The following is a 19648-nucleotide window of genomic DNA, read 5'->3' as shown; positions in this document are numbered from 1 at the left end:
GTTGCAAAACAATGGATTAGTAATATAATAATAATAAGCTAAATTTTTTAATATTTATTAGATAATTTAGGATTATTTATTTTATATATTTAAGAAAGCGAGATTATATTATGGCTAAAATTTCCGTTACACCAGAAGAGCTCCAACAACAAGCACAAGTTTATTTACATGCTAAGGATGGTATTGAAGAACAAATTCAAACTGTTAATAATATGAACAGTACTATTGCAGAAGAATGGCAAGGTCAAGCATTCCAAGCATACTTGGAACAATACCAACAATTATATGGAAAAGTTCAACAATTTGAAGAACTGCTCCAAAGCATCAATCAACAACTTAATCAATACGCACAAACGGTTGCTGAACGTGATGCTGCAGATGCCAGCAGTTTTCAATTAGATTAATTTAAAGAATGAGGAATTGCTTATACTAAAATAGTATAAGCAATTTTTATTATTAAAAGATTGTAGGGATGGATGTTAGCATAAAAAAAGCTACATGAAATTTTGGTTCAAGCTTTTGATAACTAGGGAGTGAATGTTTGTAAACTGGTCGATTTAATCAGTTAAATAAGAAATACGTGCACGCTTTCTTAAAGTAATTAATAAATTACACGCCTAAAATACTGATTACGATGGTGATAAAGCGATTTTGAATTATTAAATAATTAAGATAAAAACAGAGCTGATTTTAATCAGCTCTGTTTTTGTGTTTATTATTGATAATAAGATTAATTTTTGCTTTTTTCCCATGATAGTAAAAAAGCATTAAATACTATCGGCTCCTTGTGTAAAGTTACCATGACTTAATGATTCACATTTTCTAATGGCGGCTTTACCTGCCTTACCGTCTAATCCACTTTGTAATTCTGACTTTGCTGCCAAAACGAAACTATTTTTTTCTGATGCAGCAGCATTAATAGAAATTTGGGCTTCTTTTTTTATTACACTATAGTTTATGCGCATCGTTACTGGTAACCCATTTTCAATAACTGCTTTGGCAATTTTTCTTTTCAGTTCATGAAGATGTTTTTCACCATTTTCAATGGTATCAAAAGCGCTGTCTAAAGAATTAATTAAGTTCATTATAATGCTCCTTTACGTCCACTAAAAATTGAATCTACCAGCCCATGTGGTATCGATACTGATCTGGTCTGAAGTTGTCTTTTTAATTCCTGATTCAAGTTCATCAATATCACGTTTTTGTTTGACTATTAACTTATTCACCTCATTAATAGAACTTTCACTGACCACTTGTTGTGGTCTTAAACGATTTCTATTGATGGTTTTTTCAACGATGTCTGAAACATCAATGTCAAACATATCTATAAATTCATTTTTAACCCGATTAAAACTTTTATTCATTTTAGGAACAATTTTATTGTTAGAATGTTCAATATCATCTAATTTATTACTAGCTTGCTCTAAAACACCAATACTACTAAGAGCAACTCCGGTATTGACTAAGATTCTATCAGCAGATATTATTCCCAGACCAGCAGACATAGAAAATTTAGCTCCGAATTTTACTGATTCGACAATTCTATTAGGAACTGTTTTTTCTACACTAATACTATTTTGAATAACGCTTTTACTTGCTAAGTAACCGCTGCCGATTACACCTATAAAATTAGATATTACTTCAATAGATGTAGCCGCACGTCTTTTTATAACAAATAAGTCATGTGAAATATTACCATGAAAAGAACCTAAAACGATTGCTTTTCCATGCTTGTCAAAAGATTTGTTGCTAAAAGAGTCTGTAAAATGACCACTAATTCCAAGTGAATTAAAAAATGAATATTTCAATATATTTTTGGGGGTAATCTTTTGATTTTCGTTCTTTAAAAAGTGTTGTTTAGAAAAATTTGGCACTACTCCTGGAACATCTGAAACAATGTCATCATTATTTTTATAATTTACAATTCTTTTTTCAAAATATCCCGACGTAGCGCGTTTTCTCAATTTAGGCGATAATTCATTGTAAGATTTAGGGGCGGAAAATGTGGTTGCTCTAGCATTATATGTGACTGCTCCATAACTAGCCAATGCACCACCTAGAGAATGGCCAGTAAAAACAAGGTTCTTAGGATTAAATCCATATTTCTTTTGCATTTTATTTACGAATCCTCTCAAATCTGTAAATTGAGAGGATTGTTTATAAGCTTCTGGATTAGCTAACTCGCCATCTTGAACAAAATCGGATAGTTGGCCTGCTGTCCCTCGACAAGCAACTACATATTGACCATCTACTTTGATCAAACTAGCTTGTAATCCGTGGGCTTCAAAATTTGTATGTGCTGTTGTGCCAATAACTATAGCATTTCGATTATATGGCATATATTTTTTTAATTTTTTATAACTATCACCATAAACGTCTTTAGAAAAATTCCATAAAGTTTTATCGCTTAAAGCTTTCATTTACTCGTTTCCTTTCTTAAAATGATCGGGATGCAACTTTAGTAATTCTTGTTTAATTTGTGGGCCGGTAATGTTAGAAGTAAAGCCCTTTTTCTTTAAAATATCAATATCTTTGGGAAACAGTAAATATTTGATGGCGGAATTTTTATATTCCGCTGATTCCGGAACTTTAATGATGGGCTTGTCTTTTTCGTCTTTAGCAAAGCCCATATTATCCAATTCTAATTGCTGATGATCATCGTAGTAGACAGATAGATCCTGTTTTTTGTTTTTATTGAAATAAACCGTATAGTCCAGAGTAAGTTGACCATCAACTGGATTTCTCCATAGCTTATGGTCAGGAACGACTTTATCGACTCCGATGTAATTCCACTGGTAAAATTCATTCAATTCTTTGCTTGATTTTTTGATTATTTTTGCTTGTTCTTGCTGAACATGATATCTGTAGATCATATAGCTGGTTCCTCCTAAAAATATTATTATTAAGACGATTGCTAACAAAATGAATCCAACTTTATTATCATCACTTAAGTTATTAAATTTATTAAATATTTTTTTCATATTTAGTCTCCTTACTTTTTAGTATAAAATTATTTAAATTATAACTTTATATTTAACTAATAGTGTAACATAGTTTAGAAAATGCCTATACTTCAGTATAGGCATTTTTATTATAATTATCATTTAACTAAAGTAAGGTCCAGCATGAAAAATCAGAAAAGCGAAAGGTTTTGAAGAAATTCTAAACAGAAATTGTAGAAAATTTAGTTAATAAATATGCGGGCATCAAGACGATTTAATTTGATAAGTACGCAGTTATACCCACGGTAGGTGGTGAATTGTTATACTATATTAATGGATATAAACCAAACGATATTTCTACGTATTTAATGTTTTTTGATGAAAAGGAGCCATATGCCAGTATATTAAGAAAGTTAAATGTGAAAGAAGGCAAAAGTGATTTCAAACAGATAAAAATTAAATATAATGATGAAGATAACTTTAGTGATTTTAGTGCTAAAAGATGTGCTCTACTTATTCTCTTGCTTAAAATGATTGGGATGCAACTTTAGTAATTCTTGTTTAATTTGTGGGCCGGTAATGTTAGAAGTAAAGCCCTTTTTCTTTAAATGGTCAATATCATTTACCGTTAATTTATAGTAATACGAATTGTGTCCATATTCAGCTGATTCTGGAACTTTAATAATGGGTTTATTTGTTTCTTCTTTATAAAAACCGATATTATTCAATTCCAGCTGCAGATGATTATCATAGTAGACAGATACATCTTTCTTTTTATTTTTATTGAAATAAACTGTATAGTTTAAGGTCAGTTGATCACTCATTGGATTTCTCCATAGTTTATGGTCAGGAACGACTTTATCGACTCCGATGTAATTCCACTGGTAAAATTCATTCAATTCTTGGGTTGATTTTTTGATTATTTTTGCTTGTTCTTGCTGAACATGATGTTTGTGGATTGTATAAATAGAACCACCTAAAAGTAATACTGTTATTATAATTACTAATATAATTACACCGACCTTATGATTGTCACTTAATTGATCAAATTTACTAAATGTCTTTTTCACAGTTCGTCTCCTTGCTTTAATCATCTTATTATAATTATATTTTTATAAAATAGTGTAACATGTTACAGAAAATGCTTATACTGACAGCAGTATAGGCATTTTTTATTATAATCATCATTTGATTAAACGGGGGTTCCAATATGAAAAAGCAGAAAAGTAAATTTTCAACCATCTATATTTAATAATAGTATTTTTACTCATAATTTTAGGAGTTGGTGGAATTAAGTAAGTGCAAGAACATGAAAGAAAAGTTGCCATTGAAAAAGCATAAAAACGGCAAGCTTTAAAAAAATATGAGACAGAAATTGTGAAAGATTTGGTCAATAACTATGCGGGTATAAATTCGGTTGAGTTTGATAAATATTTTGATTCATTCATGGGAGATGTTGAATGGACTTACTATATTAATGGAAAATTGAATGTCAAAAAAGACAAAAGTTATTTCAAATGGATAAAAATTAAATATAACTATAATGATTATAAGTGAGGGTGATTGTGCTTATTAACTTTTTACTTGTAGTTTAGGAGCTAATTATGACCAAAAGTATCTTTTCAGCAACTTTTAGAGAAAGCCAAAATTTATTACATGATATTTTTTAAGAACCAATAAACAAAATAATACAGAAAAAATTCATTCAGCAGCAATTCAAACCGATTCAATAGCAGTCAAAAGAATTATAGGTATTTTTATTTGGAATTTACTTTTTATTTTACTACCGAATTTAATAATTGCTTCTATAAGTCATAATTATGTTCCATTTGAAATAGGGTTATTAATCTTAACTTTTTCACTACTTTCTTATATAGGATCGCCAACGTATTTAAAAGATACAATGGTTGCATTATCATGCCTAGTGGTTGGTCCATTATGGTTAGTGATAGGAATAGATACGTTTTTAGCTCCAATGGCAATTGAAAAAAACTAATTAATGATGATTATCATCATCATTTTTATGTTGTTATTCTCGCTCTTTGTAATTAAACAACGGATTAATTCTTTTTTTAAAAAAACCTTTAAATTTATTTTGCTTGTGACTCCATTTGTCTATTTCTTGATAGCTTGTTCTTCGTTGATTAACGAACTGTTTTTTCATTTTAATTTTAAAATTACTTTAAATTTAATTTATATTTATTTATTTGTTATAGTAATTAATTTATTAATCTTATTTCTGATACTCTATATAATGTCAGTTCCGTTACTATTTGGATATTATTTGCATAAATATTCCGAAGATTATCGAAAGTTAGAAAAGAAATCTCAGCAGCAGTGGTATGGGAAATTCTACATGAAATTAAAGGGATTAAAAGCAGGAGATAAGTTGTGAAAAAGTTATTTAGTAAATTTAATCAATTAAGTGACAACAATAAAGTCGGACTCACTTTGTTAGCAATTATCCTGTCAATATTACTTTTGGGCGGTTCTAGTTATATGATTTACAGGTATCATGTTCAGCAAGAACAAGCAAAAATAATCAAAAAATCAAGCAAGGAATTGAATGAATTTTACCAGTGGAATTACATCGGAGTCGATAAAGTCGTTCCTGACCATAAGCTATGGAGAAATCCAGTTGATGGTCAACTTACTCTGGACTATACGGTTTATTTCAATAAAAATAAAAAGAAAGATGAATCTGTTTTCTATGATAATCATCTACAGTTGGAGTTAAATAATACCGGTTTTTATAAAGAGGAAACAAATAAACCCATTATTAAAGTTCCAGAGTCAGCTGAATATGGACACAATTCGTATTACTACAAATTAACGGTAAATGATATTGACCATTTAAAGAAAAAGGGCTTTACCTCCAACATTACCGGACCACAAATTAAACAAGAATTACTAAAGTTGCATCCCAATCATTTTAAGAAATGAAATTACGGATTTAGATAGTCGTTTATAAATTGATGCTCGTCTTTAATCATCTTCATAGTTATATTTGATTTCTATCTGCTTAAAATCCCTTTTTTAACATTCAACTTTCTAAGTAAGCTATCACAGGATTGGGGACATCACTAGACATTTCATAAGTAGCAGTATCATTTGGTTTATATCCATTAATAAAGAAAGATTGAAAAACTTTCGCATAAATCCATTGGATAAATCAGTACATTAAACATTATTATTATCACTAAAAGCAGAATATGATAAAGAACGTGGAGTTTCTGATAATTTCGCAAAGGATTCAATTGATATTCTAACGATAATCGTAGTTTTTGCGGTTGAGATTAGGAAGAGATAGCATTGTAACGAAACTAATCAGATAGAGCACCGATAAGAACATCATCACAACAATCAAGTTGAAGTGTTCCATTAAAAGACCGATGACCAAGGAAGACATTCCTCCGAGGGCTCGACCAACGCCAACAATCATGTTATTGGCACTGGAGCGAACGGTTATGGGATAAAGTTGACTGACCACGGCGCCGTAACCACCGTACATCCCATTGGAAAAGAAGCCAACGACTGCTCCGATAATCAGGAGGAGTCCAATCGTGGTCCAGTTTGTTTTTCCGTCGGTAAACATGTAACGCCGAATGGCCGTGAATGGGGACATGGTCTGGTTTCGTTTATTCGCTAAAAAGGTTGACGATTCCTTTAAGTGACGTCGAACTAAAAAGATGAGGACGATGGAAAGTAAGCCAAAGAGATACAGAGCATGCCAACCAAAATGCGGGATTACGAGAGTAGCTAAGATTGCAGCAGCAACTGCACCAATTTGGGCACCAATAGTGGCAATGGAAGATAGTTTACCTAGATTTCGATTGGGAAAGGCTTCAGCAATTAACGTAATGCCGATCCCGTATTCACCCCCAGCTCCGATTCCGGCTAACAACCGAAACAGATAAATCCAATAGATGTTTTTGGCAATGCTCATGAGGGCAGTAGCCAGGGCAAAAACAAAGATGGTGTTGGTGAAGACTTTGACCCGGATCAAGCGATCACCCAGCATCCCGAAGATGATGCCCCCGAGTAGCATTCCCCAGTTAGTGATGGTTCCAATCATGCCAGCGGCCCCGGGCGAAATGTGCATGGTGGCGATGATGGAACTTAACGTAAACGAAAGAAAAAGCACGTCCATATTTTCGAGACCAAATCCAGAACTAGCGGCGAAAAGCACTAGTTTTTGATTGGTCGACATGGGAACGTGCGGTTAATCGGTTTTTGTCATCGATAACCCTCCAAAGCGAGATTCACGGATCCCAATTATTTGTTTTTTATCTAGTGTGATATAAAGAATCAGTTTGTACAACGGACGGTTTTATATTATAATGCGGGAAACTAATTAAATGGTTCAGAGAAGCCAGATTAAAGGACAAGTAAATTAATTAACCATTAGCGGGCCTTCTCTATCATAGGGAAGGTTCTTTTTGACTTTTTTGGACTCTAACCGTGGGAGGTACTAATGACGAATTCGCAGACAATTCATCCATTAATGGTTGCTTTGGATTTTCAAACCAAGGACGAAGTACAGACCTTTTTAAACCAGTTTCCGCATCCAGAGCAACTGACGGTTAAAATTGGAATGGAACTATTTTATCGCTACGGACCAACGATAGTGACTGAGATTCAAAAACTGGGGTGTGCGATTTTTCTCGATCTGAAGTTGTTTGACATCCCGAATACAGTCGAACGGGCGTTAATCCAGCTTGGCGAATTAGGGGTAAACTACGTGACCGTACACACGCTGGGCGGGGCTACCATGTTACAGGCGGCCAAACGAGGGTTAACGGCCGGAGCGGAGCGGGGAAACGTTGCTGTTCCTCACTTACTGGGGGTTACGGAATTAACCTCAATTTCTCCGGAGATTTTGCGTGAAGAACAAAATTGCCGCCTCGATATGACGGAACAAGTGGTGTCATTAGCTCGCTTGGCGCGACAATCTGGTTGTGATGGTGTAATTACCTCAGCTTTAGAGTTACCGGCTTTGGTGCAACAGGTTGGGACTGAGTTTGAATACGTAGTACCCGGGATTCGATTGGCGAGTGATGCTACTGGTGATCAACAACGAGTGGCGACGCCCCAAACGGCCCGTCAGGATGGTGCGTCTGCAATTGTGGTAGGACGACCGATTAACCAGAGTTCCAATCCGGTGGCGGCCTATGATCGCTACCATGTTGCGTGGACTGAATAACAGGAGACTTTAATAATGCAAAAACTAGAAACAAAGATTTTAGACCAATTGGTAGCACATGACATTGTGCAATTGCATTCGGATCATACCTTTCAGTTTGCGAGTGGGATTCACTCTCCCATTTATACGGACTTGCGGTTAACGGTTTCTTATCCTGAGCTCCGAAGTAACATTGCGGATGTTTTGGCGCAATTAATTAAGGCTCAATATCCAGACGCAACCGTCATTGGCGGGGTGGCCACCGCAGGGATTCCCCACGCAGCGTTGGTTGCTGACCGGTTGAATCTCCCTATGGTTTACGTTCGCTCCAAACCCAAGGATCACGGAACAGGAAAGCAGATTGAAGGAAAAATTAGCCAGCAGGACCAAGTCGTTTTGATTGATGACCTGATTTCGACGGGAGGTAGCGTCATTAAAGCCGCTCAAGCGGTACAACGCGAGGGATACCAAGTTGCCGGCGTTGTTTCCATTTTCTCATACGGTTTTCCGGATGCGAACCAAAACTTCAAGGATGTTCAAATTCCGTTTACACCTCTGTTGACCTACGTTCAATTGATTCAGCAGTTGTTAGATACCAATGCGATTACTCAAAATCAGTACAGCAAATTTAATCAATGGCACCAGGATCCGTGGAATTGGAAATGAGGCTAATAATCTTGCTGAGCCTATGTTAAAATGTAAAAGACTCGTAATAAAGACGAGTCTTTTTTTATGCTAGAATAATAATGGTAATCAAATTAACTAATAATTAAAAAGCTATTTACGAAAGGACCTATATTTTATGAAGAAGTATGCTAAGGCACACAACAAAATGGCGTTAGCCACTGGTGAAACTAAAACCAGAGCTAAGCTAACCAAGTCAAAACATGGCTGGCTTAAAATTGCCATGGGGTTAACCTTCGCTTCGACGGCCCTCTTTGCAGTTGGAAAGCCAACTCATGCAGATGTTCAATCCTCTGCACCAGTTGCTGTGGCAACTGTTCCATCATCTGATAATCAAAAAAACACTGAACAAGCACCGGCTTCTGATGTTAAGCAAACAACTACGAACGAGCAAACTGATTCATCAGCTACTACTAATGGTCAAGCAACTACTGACCAAAAGCAAAGTGTTGACGCTAAACAAGCGCCGGTAACTGATCAAAAAGATCAAGCTGATACTAAATTAAACGAGCAAGCTGCTCCGCAATCAGAAAATTCAAAGCAAGTAGCTAAGGCTGCTGAGCAAACTACTGCTAAAACAGATGAAGTGCCTGCTACTGATGACCAAGCAGTTGATCAAAAAGCAACTGAACAAAAGGATTCCCAAGCTGCTCAAGTAGCGACTACTCCAAAGGAAGCAACGGATTCCAAAGCGGAACAGGTTACTAGAACTGCTGATGCAGTAAAAACGGATGCTAAGGAAGCTACAACTGACAATCAGGATCAAGCCGAAACAAAGGAAACAAACAAAGCTGATCAAGCTACTCCTGCTAAATTGACCACGGATGCAACGAAACAAGCTAGTGATCAAGTTGAAACGAAGAGCGATGATCAAACACAAAATGTAGAGCAAACACATGATGCCCGGTTAGTTAACTTGGTTGTTCAAACCGCAGCACAGAATCTGTCTACGGCTAACATGACTAGAGAGTCTGGCTCTTACACTCCATCTGGAGAACAAAACGTTCGTGACAATCCAAGTTTAAATGGAAACATCACGGGTCAATTACAAGCCGGCGATACCATTAACTATGATGGAAAAGTTCAGGCTGATGGTTACACATGGTTACACTACACGAACTACGAAAGCAAGGATCGTTGGGTAGCTCAATTAGCTAGCGCTACTACTAGCCACTCTGATTTCATTAACTCCTTGTCTGCCGGAGCACTTGAAACTTGGAAGAAGTACGGCGTATTGCCAAGTATTTCGATTGCCCAAGCTATTGTTGAAAGTGCCTGGGGTCAAGCAGCTCCTGGGAATAACCTCTTTGGGATTAAGGGATCATACAATGGTCAATCTGTAACTGTTCCAACCCAAGAATGGATTAATGGGCACTATGTAACGATTCAAGACCGCTTCCGGGCTTACCCTAGTTTTGCTGAAAGTGTCCAAGATCACGGTTACTTCTTATATTCAAACTCACGGTACGCAAACTTACTTGGGAATCGGGATTACTCACAAGTAGCTTGGATGTTACAAAATGATGGTTATGCAACTTCACCTACGTACGCAAGTACTTTAATTAACGTAATTCAATCAAACAACTTATCTCGATTTGATCAAAATTTGGATAATCCAACGACAGTACCAACCAATCCTGACAACAATTCCACTAAAGTAGTAGCTGCTAATGGAACTTGGACCTTTAGTTCTGACGTTAACCTACGAAATGCACCAAGCTTATCAGGACAAATCGTAGGATTAGGGCAAACTGGTCAACAAATTCACTACGATGGTTTAGCTGATAATAATGGCTATACTTGGATGCGTTTTAAAGCTAGCAATGGTGCTTACCAATACGCCGCTCAACTCGGGGCTAATGCTGATATTCCAGCTACTAACCCAAGTACTGATAACAACAATAACACTGGTATGAACCAAGAAAGCGGTAGTTACACGTTGAGCAGTGCACAAAATGTACGTTCTGATGCTAGTCTAAGTGCCGGGGTAACTGGTCAATTGCAAGCCGGAGACACGATTTACTACAGTGGTACTCGCGAAGCGGATGGCTACAAGTGGTTACACTATAATAACTACGCTGGTCAAGACCGGTGGGTTGCTGATTTAAATAGTGCCAACCAAACTCCTTCTCAACCGGCCCCAACGCCAACCCCAGAACCAAACAATAATAACCAAGCTACTAACCAAGAACGTGGTAGTTACACGTTAAGTGGACCGCAAAATGTACGGACGGATGCTAGTTTGAGTGCTGGGGTAACGGGTCAACTCCAAGCTGGAGATACGATTTACTACGATGGTACTCGTGAAGCGGATGGTTACAAGTGGTTGCATTACAATAACTACGCCGGTCAAGATCGGTGGGTTGCTGATTTGAATAGCGCTAGCCAACCAGCTCCGACCCCAGCCCCTGCTCCTAGTGAAAATAACGGGAACAACAATAACCAAGAAAGTGGTAGTTACACGTTAACTGGAGCTCAGAACGTCCGGACTGACGCTAGCCTGAGTGCTGGGGTAACGGGGCAACTTCAAGCTGGCGACACAATTTACTACAACGGTACGCGTCAAGCCGATGGCTACAAGTGGTTACACTACGACAACTACGCTGGTCAAGACCGGTGGGTTGCTGATTTAAATGGTGGTAGCCAACCAGCAGCACAACCAACTACTCCTACTAACAACGATAATGGTGCTACAGTTAAAGTAGATGGTATTTACACGGTTCGTTATGAACAAAACGTCCGGACTGATGCGAGCTTAAGTGCTGGGGTAACGGGTCAACTCCAAGCTGGGGACACGATTCGATATGACGCTATGAAGCAAGCTAACGGTTACACATGGTTACACTACGTTAACTTTGCCGGGGCTGATCGTTGGATTGCCCAACTCTAATTTAAAGATAAAGTGAACGCGTAAGCGCTCTGAATTTAAAAACCACGGATTATCGAAGGGATAATCCGTGGTTTTTAGTTCGGGAATAGATAGGGTATAATTTGGGATGACGATTTATTTCCAGCTAAACTTAGAAAGGTTTAAACATGAAGTCTCCTAAGTATTATTTTGAAATTCCTGAGCAGACTGTACAGAAGCTAAAACTTCGGGATGGGGAAAAGTTCATCCTCCAGGTCGATAAAAATGGCTTGCAACTGGAGAAAGAAAACGTTCAGCGGGCTTCCTTTTGGAATGTGTCGTATTGGTGGGAAATTATTCCGGCAATTTTAATGGCCTTGGTCTTTTTTATCTACTGCACGCTAACACAATCACGTTTAATTCCGTTAACTGGTGATTATTCAATTGCCACTGGGACCATTATTTTAGGAACCATCATGGGCTCGATTCTTTTTACAATCTTTTTCATCAAAACGCGGAATAATTCGGTTAATTCGGTCTATCGTAATATTTATTGGCGGAATTTGCCGACCATTATCATTGCGGTGGCGTTGATTCTCCTAGTTTCTTTATTAGGGATTTTCTGGATTTTTTCGCGGGTCTTTTATGGAGCTGAATTTGATCATTATACCGCCACGGGTATGCTATTTATGTTTGGCATCATCATTAATACCATCATGATTAACGTGGCCGATAACATTACACCAACAATTTTGGTTGATTTGTTGATTTTGATGATCATTGGCGGTTTATTGATTTCGATGCTGGCTAACGGCAATAAACAGTGGTGGAAGCATAACATCAGTTTTCTGGGAACGGCCAAGGCCATTGACAGTTGGCAGTTTAACCTGACCTTTATTGTGTCGGCGTTGTTAATGTTAGCGCTGGTTGATTATCTGTTTGTTTCTTTAAAACCATTGCACTGGCCACCAATTCGAACCTTCTGTTTGCGGTTGTTACTAACCCTCTTAGCGGTTGATGCCTTAGCAGTGGGCTTAATTTATAATAACCGGCAGGTTCCGTGGATGCACTACTGGCACGATCAATTTGCCTGGGCGATGGCTTTGGTCATTATTATCCTAATCGGTGGGATTAAATGGTTGTTACCTAAAATCCCGCGCAATTTTATGATTAATTCCTATTTAATTGTTTTTTTGATTATCTTAGTTAGTTTCTTGTTTCGACACGTGCATTATTTATCCCTCACGGCTTTTGAAATTTTAGCATCTGCATTAGGCTTTTCTTGGATTATGATGCTGTTTCAGTACTTATTGGGGGAAATTAACCAAAAGAGCCAACAAGTTGTACAGCTTCAAATCAAGAAACCAAATGAATGAAATTAACTGGTGATTCTCCTATAATGAAGTCGGAGGTGCTAACTATGAAACTAAATTTAGATTCAACAATTACCTTAAACAACGGAATTGAAATGCCTTTATTGGGATTAGGCGTTTGGAAGAGTGATAACCAAACTGCTGCCCAATCAGTTAAATGGGCGCTAGCAAACGGCTACCGGGCCATTGATACTGCTAAGCAATACGGAAACGAAGCCGGAGTCGGGGAAGGCTTGAAAGAGGGTCTTGCCGAAAACGGGTTGAAACGAGAAGATATTTTCTTAACCACGAAGGTCTTTAACGGGGACCAAGGTTATGAAAGCACGCTGAAGGCCTTTGAAGGGCAACTAGAACGTTTGCAAACTAGTTACGTTGACCTCCTCTTGATTCACTGGCCAGTAAACGGCAAGTATAACGAAACTTGGAAAGCTATGGAAAAGTTATACCACGAAGGTAAAGTACGTTCGATTGGAGTTTCGAACTTCAACTTGGACCGTTTAACTGATTTGATGGAACACGCTTCGGTTAAACCAGTCTTAAACCAAATGGAATTTAACCCCGTGGAACAAGAAAAAGACATTAAAGACTACTGTGACAAGCACCACATCTGGCTAGAAGCTTGGTCTCCATTGGGACACGGTGATGCTTTGAACGATTCTGCCATTCAAAAGCTGGCTGATAAGTATAATAAGTCGACAGCGCAAATTATTTTACGGTGGGAATTACAACGTGAAGTGATTACGATTCCAAAGTCAACGCATGAAGAATACATCAAACAGAATGCTGATGTTTACGACTTTGAATTGAGTGACGAAGACGTTGCTTTGATTGACAGTTTAGATGTTGATAAGCGTTCCCTCTGGTACGGAGCCTTTCGTTGGAACGGTAATCCGGCCGGATTTGCTGATACCGTTGACGAATGGGATAAGTAATAACCAATTAAGGACTCGACATGTTCGGGTTCTTTTTTTATTTGGTATTTTTTCGTTGTATTTTTTGTTATAATGTGATTATTAAATCTCAACGGAGGTTATTATGATTAGAGAAGTATTAAGGAAGACTAACACTACGATAAAAAATAATTTTTGGTCTTTGTGGGCAATGTTTTTGCCCATTACGGTTTTATTTTGTATTTATTATGTCATTAATTTATCATATTATTATATTAGCAAAAATATAACAGATATCAATGATTTATACAAGGTTTTATTCTTTGTGATATATAACATTACTTTTGTATTAGAAATGTCATTTAGTTTTGGGATAATTAACAGTTTGAAGAAGGGCAAATTTCAATTTAAGAATACCTTTGTGGCTTTTCGGGGTTTTAACTGGTTGCCAAGTTTTACTATATCTGTGATATCACTGATCCCAATAGTATCAATATTAGTTATTTGGGCATTTATGGTATTTATGATGATAATGAACCTTTTATATTTTGGAAACTCGAGCTTTTTTGTATGGCTTTTGATTGGGAGTGTTTTAATAATATTTTTTTTGATCTATGTATGGTTAAGGCTACAGCTTTTGCTATTTACGTATTTTGTCTCTAAAGATGCTGACCCAAACTTTTTTCATGCCATTAAGGAAAGCTTTAGATTAGTGAAAGGACACCGTTGGCAATTAATTGCTTTCAATTTAATCCAATTAGTAGCTTTATTCATCATTGCAATAGTATGTATGTTAGTCATCAATATGGGTATTAATATTTCTATAATTAAGAGAGAATATGGAAATATTTCAATATCTTTTTTGGTAGTATTTATTGTTTACTTTTTTTATGCTTTTTATGCACTGTGGATGGCAGTTACTAATGTTCAGATCTTCCTTAGCTTACTGGATTTGAAAACGCAGAATTCAAAAGGAACGACAGTGAAATCAAATGAATAATTAACTGTTTACTCAAAAAAGTGAAGATATGGTAAAATAAGACTGATTCAAGTAAATTTAGACTAATTAATGGAGTGGTAACGATGGCAGAACAAGCAAATAAGGAACAAATTTTAGCAGAAATCAAAGACATTGTGGTGGATCAAACGGATATCGATCCTAACAAAATTACGTTAGACGCGAACTTCAAAGATAACTTGGACTTAGACAGTTTGGATATCTTTGAAATCGTGGATGCCCTAGAAGACAAATATGACATCGAAATTGATGGCGACGAAGGCATGGAAACGGTGCAGGATTTAGTTGATTACGTTGCTAAACAACTAGACGAACAAAAATAATCAGGTAGGAGGCGGTTCGTTTGTTGAAATTCAAAACCGGACGGCTCACTGACCTGCAATATCAACCGTACTATCGTCGGTTTCAGATTGAAGATAATCAGCGTAAACAGAAGGATTTAGTGGGGCGGATTTTATTGGCGAAGCTCATAGATTTGCCGGAAGATGCGTTACTAGCTGATGATGAATTCACGACGATTGCGAACGGAAAGCCGTTGTTTGCGAAGCGAACGACGGCTTTTAATATTTCCCACTCGGCTGACCTGGTGTTGGTTGCCATTTCAGACCGTCCCCTGGGAGTTGATGTAGAAAAGGTGAAACCGGTCCAATTAAAGCGGCTCAAACGGGCCTTTACAGTTGCAGAGTTAGCCTACTTAGAAAAGTTACCAGCAGCCCGGCAATCATTGGCGATGCTGCGGTTGTGGACGGTTAAAGAGGCTGTTTTAAAGGAAACTGGCGCAGGATTACCCGGTAAACCACGGACTGTGAGTGTAAACGTTCCCCGGATGGATGTGGCCGAACAGCATGGTCAACGGTTTGCGATTAACTTTTTAGCCATTCATGAGGATTACTTGGGGACGATGGCCCAGAAAATGGAATAATCCGAACATCATGTTCTGAAAATACATTAAAAGCACTGAATCAACTGATTCAGTGCTTTTTTGCGTATTTACTTTTCGGATTTAGTTTGGTAAGCTAAAAGGCAACTTACGCAAGAAAAATTATTACTTTAACTAGTAAACGAAATGAAAGAAGGCAATTTAATTGCAAGTTTTTTGGCAAAACGCAAAATTTCGGGCCTTGATGTGTTCCGGCCTCTTGGATAATCTAGGAACGACCCTATTTAACATTGTTTTCATTATCTATGCCAGCCACATGCCTAATCCGAATCTGGCGGTTAGTGCTGTGAGTCTGATTTCCTCGTTACCCTACGTTACGAACATCATTGCTGGGGTTTTTGCTGATCACTCGCACCAGCATTATCGCGGCATGTTAGTCATTCGGTTACTGCAAATGGGGCTCTTTTTAGTACTGAGTGGGTTGATCAGTTTAACCCCGGGATGGTATTTATTTGGGATTCTGCTACTGTTGAACTTTTTGACAGAATTTTTAGGTACTTATGGGGGCTATTTAATGCTCCCAATTTTTAAAAAGATTGTGCCGGAACAGGATCTAACCGCGGCCCGAGGTTTTCAAGGTGGAGTCAGCCAATCAATTAGTCTGATAGGTGGAATGGTGGGGGCATCCTTGTTAGCCTTGTTAAACCAAAATTATGTTTTGTTCGCCTTAGTCAATGCGGTTACATTTCTATTGTCTTACATCATTTTAAAGTGGCACCAAGCCGATTTGGATGTGCCCGTGAAACAAAGCGTTACTCCACAGTCCACTAAATTTAGTCTAAAAACGGTAGTGGGGGAAATGAAAAATAATTACGGGGCATTACGTAATTTTCCGCAATTATTTCATTTTGTCTTACTCTTTGCGCTGACTAATTTATTGACATCCATGCAAGAAGTGCTGATGACGTTAACCTTGTTACACTATCATTCGCTAATCCTCTTTAACTACGGATTTACCGTGGCCCTCGTGGGAGCGATGGAAAGTGGCGGTATGATTGTTGGATCTTTCTTCGGGTTACCAGGACTGCGCCGCGCCAGCATTGAAAGCAATGTGATCCTGGTGTTGGCTACTTTATTAGGTTTATTTTTAGATATGCTAGTTGCACGAAATGGAATTGTGATGATTTTGTTGGTTGCCATCGTTGGGTACTTATGTGGAATTCTTTTTCCTAAGATCGACGCTTTCATTATGAAAGCCGCTCCAGAAGAACAGTTGGGAACGATTATGAGTGCCATTAACTCGTTAGTGACCTTGACCATTCCTCTGGGTTCGCTAGTGGTCGTGGCTTTGGGAAACCTCATCCCGCTAACAGTTATTTGGGGACTAATGTGTGGTCTGGGCGTTCTTGGAGTTGGATATGCAATTTCGTTATGGAAAAGATATCAGACGTATGCGTAAACTAAATAATGGAAGGAAAACGCATGAAATATTTTTTGTATCCCTATCAACCAGCAGGAATTGAATTACCCAAACAACTTCCGGATGACCTGACGGTGGTAGTTCCGGAACAGCAAAAGGAACGCTATGAAAAGTATGTTACCGCTGCTAGTCAGGGACAAATTGATACAGTAGCGAGCCTTGATTTTGCTCATCTAGTGACGTATTTTCGGAAAAAACAGACGCAGGAAACCATTTCAGACATCAGAACGTTAGCCGAGGATGCCATGATTGGGGTCGGAATTTTAAAAACCTATTTCTGTGATAAGCAGTTGGATTCCGAGCTTTCGAATCTCTTCTTTAAAGATAAGTACTACATGCGTTCGATTCTACAGGGAATTGTACCCCAACCTGAGTTTCAGGCGGTGAGTTCCTTTGCGCAAATAAAGAATTTTGTGGAAGAACACGGGCAATCCGTTTTAAAGCCCCGGCGAGCTGATTCCGCAACGGGTGTGTTCGTGATTGAACCCGCTCATCTAAATGAATTTGCTGATGTAAATTTAGGTGAGGATGACTACTTAATTGAAACCTTCTGCCCGTTTAACCACATGGTAACCGTCGATGGTTATTCGGTTGGCAATGAAATTAAATTAGACCTCTACCATGAATACTGTGATTTGATTTTATCAACGTTAACCACGCGTCAAAATCTCTGTGTGCGGACCTCTAAGCTATATTTTTCTTCGGCAACGTGGGTTCCAATGATTCGGAAACAACTGAAGGAAGCAACCCAAAAAATTCTCGACGTTATGACCGTCACTGGAGAAACAACCCCGTTTCACTTTGAATTTTTTTATGGGGAACGAGGAATCATGTTTTGTGAGGTCGGGAAACGATTTGGGGGCCAGGGAATGATTAAATTGACTCCATTTGAATTTGGTGTTTCGATTCCAACCGCATTTTGGCAGGATTACCTCGAACCAGGGACCGCCAACCTTTCCATTTCAAAGCGGCCTCAATGCATTGCCGGGCTATTGTTTGTGATGGCACCACCACACTCTGATCGTTACCAGAAGCTTCATTACGACTGGATTAAAAGCATCCATCAGAAAAAGGGAAATGAGACCGCTACCTACCAGTCTACCGGCTCATACTGTTTTGTGGTGGAATTTACTAGTCGCAATGAAGCTGAGTTTACTGCTCATTTGCAGCAACTAACGAAAGCTTTTCAATGAAAAATGTGAAGTAAATGAGGATGACGAATGGAATTACAAAACAAACGTGAACTTTTAGAACGCCGCCGGTTACTAGCATCATATCCAGAACAACTCCAAATCTTACCAGCTAGTCCGGTTTTTCGAAACGACGAGAAGGGCTTTTTTACCTATTCTCCTTACTTAGATACGGTCACTAACTTTACGCAGACGAATACTGCTAAGTTAGTCTTTAAGGCTCAGACGTGTGTCCGGTACTTAAATAACGAGCAAAAGTTGAATTTAGACTGTCCGTTATCGTTAAACTGTCAGGTGCAGTATGCATTTCAACAATACGAGCAGTGTAATCAAACCGCTAACATGCGGCGCGTGATTCGGGGTTTAATGCAGACCTACGGCTTAAAATCCGAGCAAATCTTTGTCGAAGCACCCCGTTTTTTGAAGAATTATCTGCAGGAGTTGCAAGAGTTTAGAATTAAATTTGTGGATGCTGATTTTACGGCCGACTTACATAATGGGGCCAAGAACGTGTACGTGAAGTTTTACTACTATTACTTTGAGATGCCGTGTGTTTTCTGTAATTTTGCCCTAGTCAATCTAAATGAAGACCTGGGGACGTCGCAATTGGATTCCATCGTATTTCAAGAACGGCTAAATATGATTAAGGACCAGGTTCCTTATCCGTTTGCCCGGCCTGAATACCAAGTTTGTCGGTTATTTTTGCAAGAAATTATTCAACAATCACGGTTGAATCAACTACAGATCCATCGGCTTTTAAACGACGTGTTAGCAATTGTTAGCTTAGCAGCCAATGAAGTTCCCTTAACCGCTAAGGGAGCAGGTTCGGAGTTTCGTCGTAAGGTTAAACATCTTTGTCTGTATTTTGAATTTTACTGTGGTGGTTTGCCACCGGTTGTAGATTTGCTGACGTTAATTGAGAAAATGGCTGTTATTCAGGGACTTTCGCTAGGATCACTGACTAAGTTAGCTGGATATTTAAGCACCTGTGAGCAACAAATTCAAAAATTTAGAGCGCAGTATGGTGAAACAGAGGTATCAACCGCAACCGCTGCAAAGTTACATCAATCAAAGGGAGTTCCGTTAGAAGTTTTTGGTTACCGCCAACCGGTGCGTAATGACATTTATTATTTCAAAGCGCAGGATTAAGACTTCCAAGCA

At 38.0% G+C, this 19648-nt stretch carries 18 protein-coding genes; 13 read left to right on the top strand and 5 right to left on the bottom strand.

Features of this window, described 5'->3' with window-relative positions:
* Nucleotides 1-110: 110 nt before the first annotated feature.
* Entirely contained in the window at nt 111-404 is a 294-nt protein-coding gene (locus tag M3M37_RS05430; RefSeq protein ID WP_252794742.1) for a WXG100 family type VII secretion target, read from the top strand.
* A gap of 363 nt (nt 405-767) precedes the next feature.
* Here the strand turns inward: M3M37_RS05430 and M3M37_RS05425 are convergent, their stop codons facing one another.
* The 4 genes from M3M37_RS05425 to M3M37_RS05410 all read right to left on the bottom strand — a co-directional run bounded on the left by M3M37_RS05425 (nt 768) and on the right by M3M37_RS05410 (nt 4012).
* Nucleotides 768-1085: a hypothetical protein gene (locus M3M37_RS05425; protein ID WP_252794740.1), complete on the bottom strand. Its 318-nt coding sequence runs from the start codon at nt 1083-1085 to the stop codon at nt 768-770.
* Nucleotides 1086-1106: 21 nt separating this feature from the next.
* Nucleotides 1107-2420 carry a lipase family protein gene (locus tag M3M37_RS05420; protein WP_252794739.1) on the bottom strand — a complete coding sequence of 438 codons (1314 nt, stop codon included), beginning with the start codon at nt 2418-2420 and terminating at the stop codon, nt 1107-1109.
* Nucleotides 2421-2981, bottom strand: coding sequence for a hypothetical protein (locus M3M37_RS05415; RefSeq protein WP_252794737.1), 561 nt, complete (start codon nt 2979-2981; stop codon nt 2421-2423). It abuts the gene before it with no gap.
* A 470-nt stretch (nt 2982-3451) separates the two neighbouring features.
* Complete coding sequence (locus M3M37_RS05410; protein ID WP_252794736.1) at nt 3452-4012, bottom strand: hypothetical protein; 561 nt, start codon at nt 4010-4012, stop codon at nt 3452-3454.
* A 1321-nt stretch (nt 4013-5333) separates the two neighbouring features.
* Here M3M37_RS05410 and M3M37_RS05405 point away from each other — a divergent pair.
* Entirely contained in the window at nt 5334-5885 is a 552-nt protein-coding gene (locus tag M3M37_RS05405) for a hypothetical protein (protein WP_252794735.1), read from the top strand.
* A 322-nt stretch (nt 5886-6207) separates the two neighbouring features.
* Here the strand turns inward: M3M37_RS05405 and M3M37_RS05400 are convergent, their stop codons facing one another.
* Nucleotides 6208-7152 carry an MFS transporter gene (locus M3M37_RS05400; RefSeq protein WP_252794733.1) on the bottom strand — a complete coding sequence of 315 codons (945 nt, stop codon included), beginning with the start codon at nt 7150-7152 and terminating at the stop codon, nt 6208-6210.
* A 264-nt stretch (nt 7153-7416) separates the two neighbouring features.
* Between M3M37_RS05400 and pyrF the strand changes: the two genes are divergently transcribed.
* The 11 genes from pyrF (at nt 7417) to M3M37_RS05345 (ending at nt 19636) form a co-directional block, all read left to right on the top strand.
* Nucleotides 7417-8145, top strand: coding sequence for an orotidine-5'-phosphate decarboxylase (gene pyrF / locus M3M37_RS05395; protein WP_252794732.1), 729 nt, complete (start codon nt 7417-7419; stop codon nt 8143-8145).
* Between the two features lie 15 nt (nt 8146-8160).
* Nucleotides 8161-8790: an orotate phosphoribosyltransferase gene (gene pyrE, locus M3M37_RS05390; RefSeq protein WP_252794730.1), complete on the top strand. Its 630-nt coding sequence runs from the start codon at nt 8161-8163 to the stop codon at nt 8788-8790.
* Nucleotides 8791-8926: 136 nt separating this feature from the next.
* Complete coding sequence (locus M3M37_RS05385; RefSeq protein WP_252794728.1) at nt 8927-11698, top strand: SH3 domain-containing protein; 2772 nt, start codon at nt 8927-8929, stop codon at nt 11696-11698.
* Between the two features lie 146 nt (nt 11699-11844).
* Nucleotides 11845-13032, top strand: a complete 1188-nt coding sequence (locus tag M3M37_RS05380; protein WP_252794726.1) for a DUF998 domain-containing protein — start codon at nt 11845-11847, stop codon at nt 13030-13032.
* Nucleotides 13033-13076: 44 nt separating this feature from the next.
* A complete protein-coding gene (locus tag M3M37_RS05375) occupies nt 13077-13961 on the top strand; it encodes an aldo/keto reductase (RefSeq protein ID WP_252794724.1) in 885 nt (294 codons plus the stop codon).
* Between the two features lie 103 nt (nt 13962-14064).
* A complete protein-coding gene (locus M3M37_RS05370) occupies nt 14065-14919 on the top strand; it encodes a glycerophosphoryl diester phosphodiesterase membrane domain-containing protein (protein ID WP_252794723.1) in 855 nt (284 codons plus the stop codon).
* 83 nt (nt 14920-15002) lie between these two features.
* Nucleotides 15003-15260 carry an acyl carrier protein gene (locus M3M37_RS05365; protein ID WP_252794721.1) on the top strand — a complete coding sequence of 86 codons (258 nt, stop codon included), beginning with the start codon at nt 15003-15005 and terminating at the stop codon, nt 15258-15260.
* A gap of 20 nt (nt 15261-15280) precedes the next feature.
* Nucleotides 15281-15859, top strand: coding sequence for a 4'-phosphopantetheinyl transferase family protein (locus M3M37_RS05360; RefSeq protein ID WP_252794719.1), 579 nt, complete (start codon nt 15281-15283; stop codon nt 15857-15859).
* Between the two features lie 163 nt (nt 15860-16022).
* A complete protein-coding gene (locus M3M37_RS05355) occupies nt 16023-17276 on the top strand; it encodes an MFS transporter (protein ID WP_252794718.1) in 1254 nt (417 codons plus the stop codon).
* A gap of 23 nt (nt 17277-17299) precedes the next feature.
* Entirely contained in the window at nt 17300-18490 is a 1191-nt protein-coding gene (locus tag M3M37_RS05350) for an ATP-grasp domain-containing protein (protein WP_252794717.1), read from the top strand.
* Between the two features lie 27 nt (nt 18491-18517).
* Nucleotides 18518-19636, top strand: coding sequence for a hypothetical protein (locus M3M37_RS05345; protein ID WP_252794715.1), 1119 nt, complete (start codon nt 18518-18520; stop codon nt 19634-19636).
* Nucleotides 19637-19648 lie beyond the last annotated feature (12 nt).

This window comes from Fructilactobacillus carniphilus, assembly GCF_024029675.1.
GTDB lineage: Bacteria > Bacillota > Bacilli > Lactobacillales > Lactobacillaceae > Fructilactobacillus > Fructilactobacillus carniphilus.
The sequence above is the reverse complement of the archived record's forward strand: the minus strand, read 5'-3'. Positions and strand labels throughout refer to the sequence as shown.

Excerpts from the sequence above, each read along its gene's own strand:
- M3M37_RS05430 (WP_252794742.1), top strand. The coding sequence starts at position 111 with ATGGCTAAAATTTCCGTTACACCAGAAGAGCTCCAACAACAAGCACAA.
- M3M37_RS05420 (WP_252794739.1), bottom strand. The coding sequence starts at position 2,420 with ATGAAAGCTTTAAGCGATAAAACTTTATGGAATTTTTCTAAAGACGTT.
- M3M37_RS05415 (WP_252794737.1), bottom strand. The coding sequence starts at position 2,981 with ATGAAAAAAATATTTAATAAATTTAATAACTTAAGTGATGATAATAAA.
- M3M37_RS05425 (WP_252794740.1), bottom strand. The coding sequence starts at position 1,085 with ATGAACTTAATTAATTCTTTAGACAGCGCTTTTGATACCATTGAAAAT.
- M3M37_RS05385 (WP_252794728.1), top strand. The coding sequence starts at position 8,927 with ATGAAGAAGTATGCTAAGGCACACAACAAAATGGCGTTAGCCACTGGT.
- pyrE (WP_252794730.1), top strand. The coding sequence starts at position 8,161 with ATGCAAAAACTAGAAACAAAGATTTTAGACCAATTGGTAGCACATGAC.
- M3M37_RS05370 (WP_252794723.1), top strand. The coding sequence starts at position 14,065 with ATGATTAGAGAAGTATTAAGGAAGACTAACACTACGATAAAAAATAAT.
- M3M37_RS05375 (WP_252794724.1), top strand. The coding sequence starts at position 13,077 with ATGAAACTAAATTTAGATTCAACAATTACCTTAAACAACGGAATTGAA.
- M3M37_RS05365 (WP_252794721.1), top strand. The coding sequence starts at position 15,003 with ATGGCAGAACAAGCAAATAAGGAACAAATTTTAGCAGAAATCAAAGAC.
- M3M37_RS05400 (WP_252794733.1), bottom strand. The coding sequence starts at position 7,152 with ATGTCGACCAATCAAAAACTAGTGCTTTTCGCCGCTAGTTCTGGATTT.
- M3M37_RS05380 (WP_252794726.1), top strand. The coding sequence starts at position 11,845 with ATGAAGTCTCCTAAGTATTATTTTGAAATTCCTGAGCAGACTGTACAG.
- M3M37_RS05345 (WP_252794715.1), top strand. The coding sequence starts at position 18,518 with ATGGAATTACAAAACAAACGTGAACTTTTAGAACGCCGCCGGTTACTA.
- pyrF (WP_252794732.1), top strand. The coding sequence starts at position 7,417 with ATGACGAATTCGCAGACAATTCATCCATTAATGGTTGCTTTGGATTTT.
- M3M37_RS05350 (WP_252794717.1), top strand. The coding sequence starts at position 17,300 with ATGAAATATTTTTTGTATCCCTATCAACCAGCAGGAATTGAATTACCC.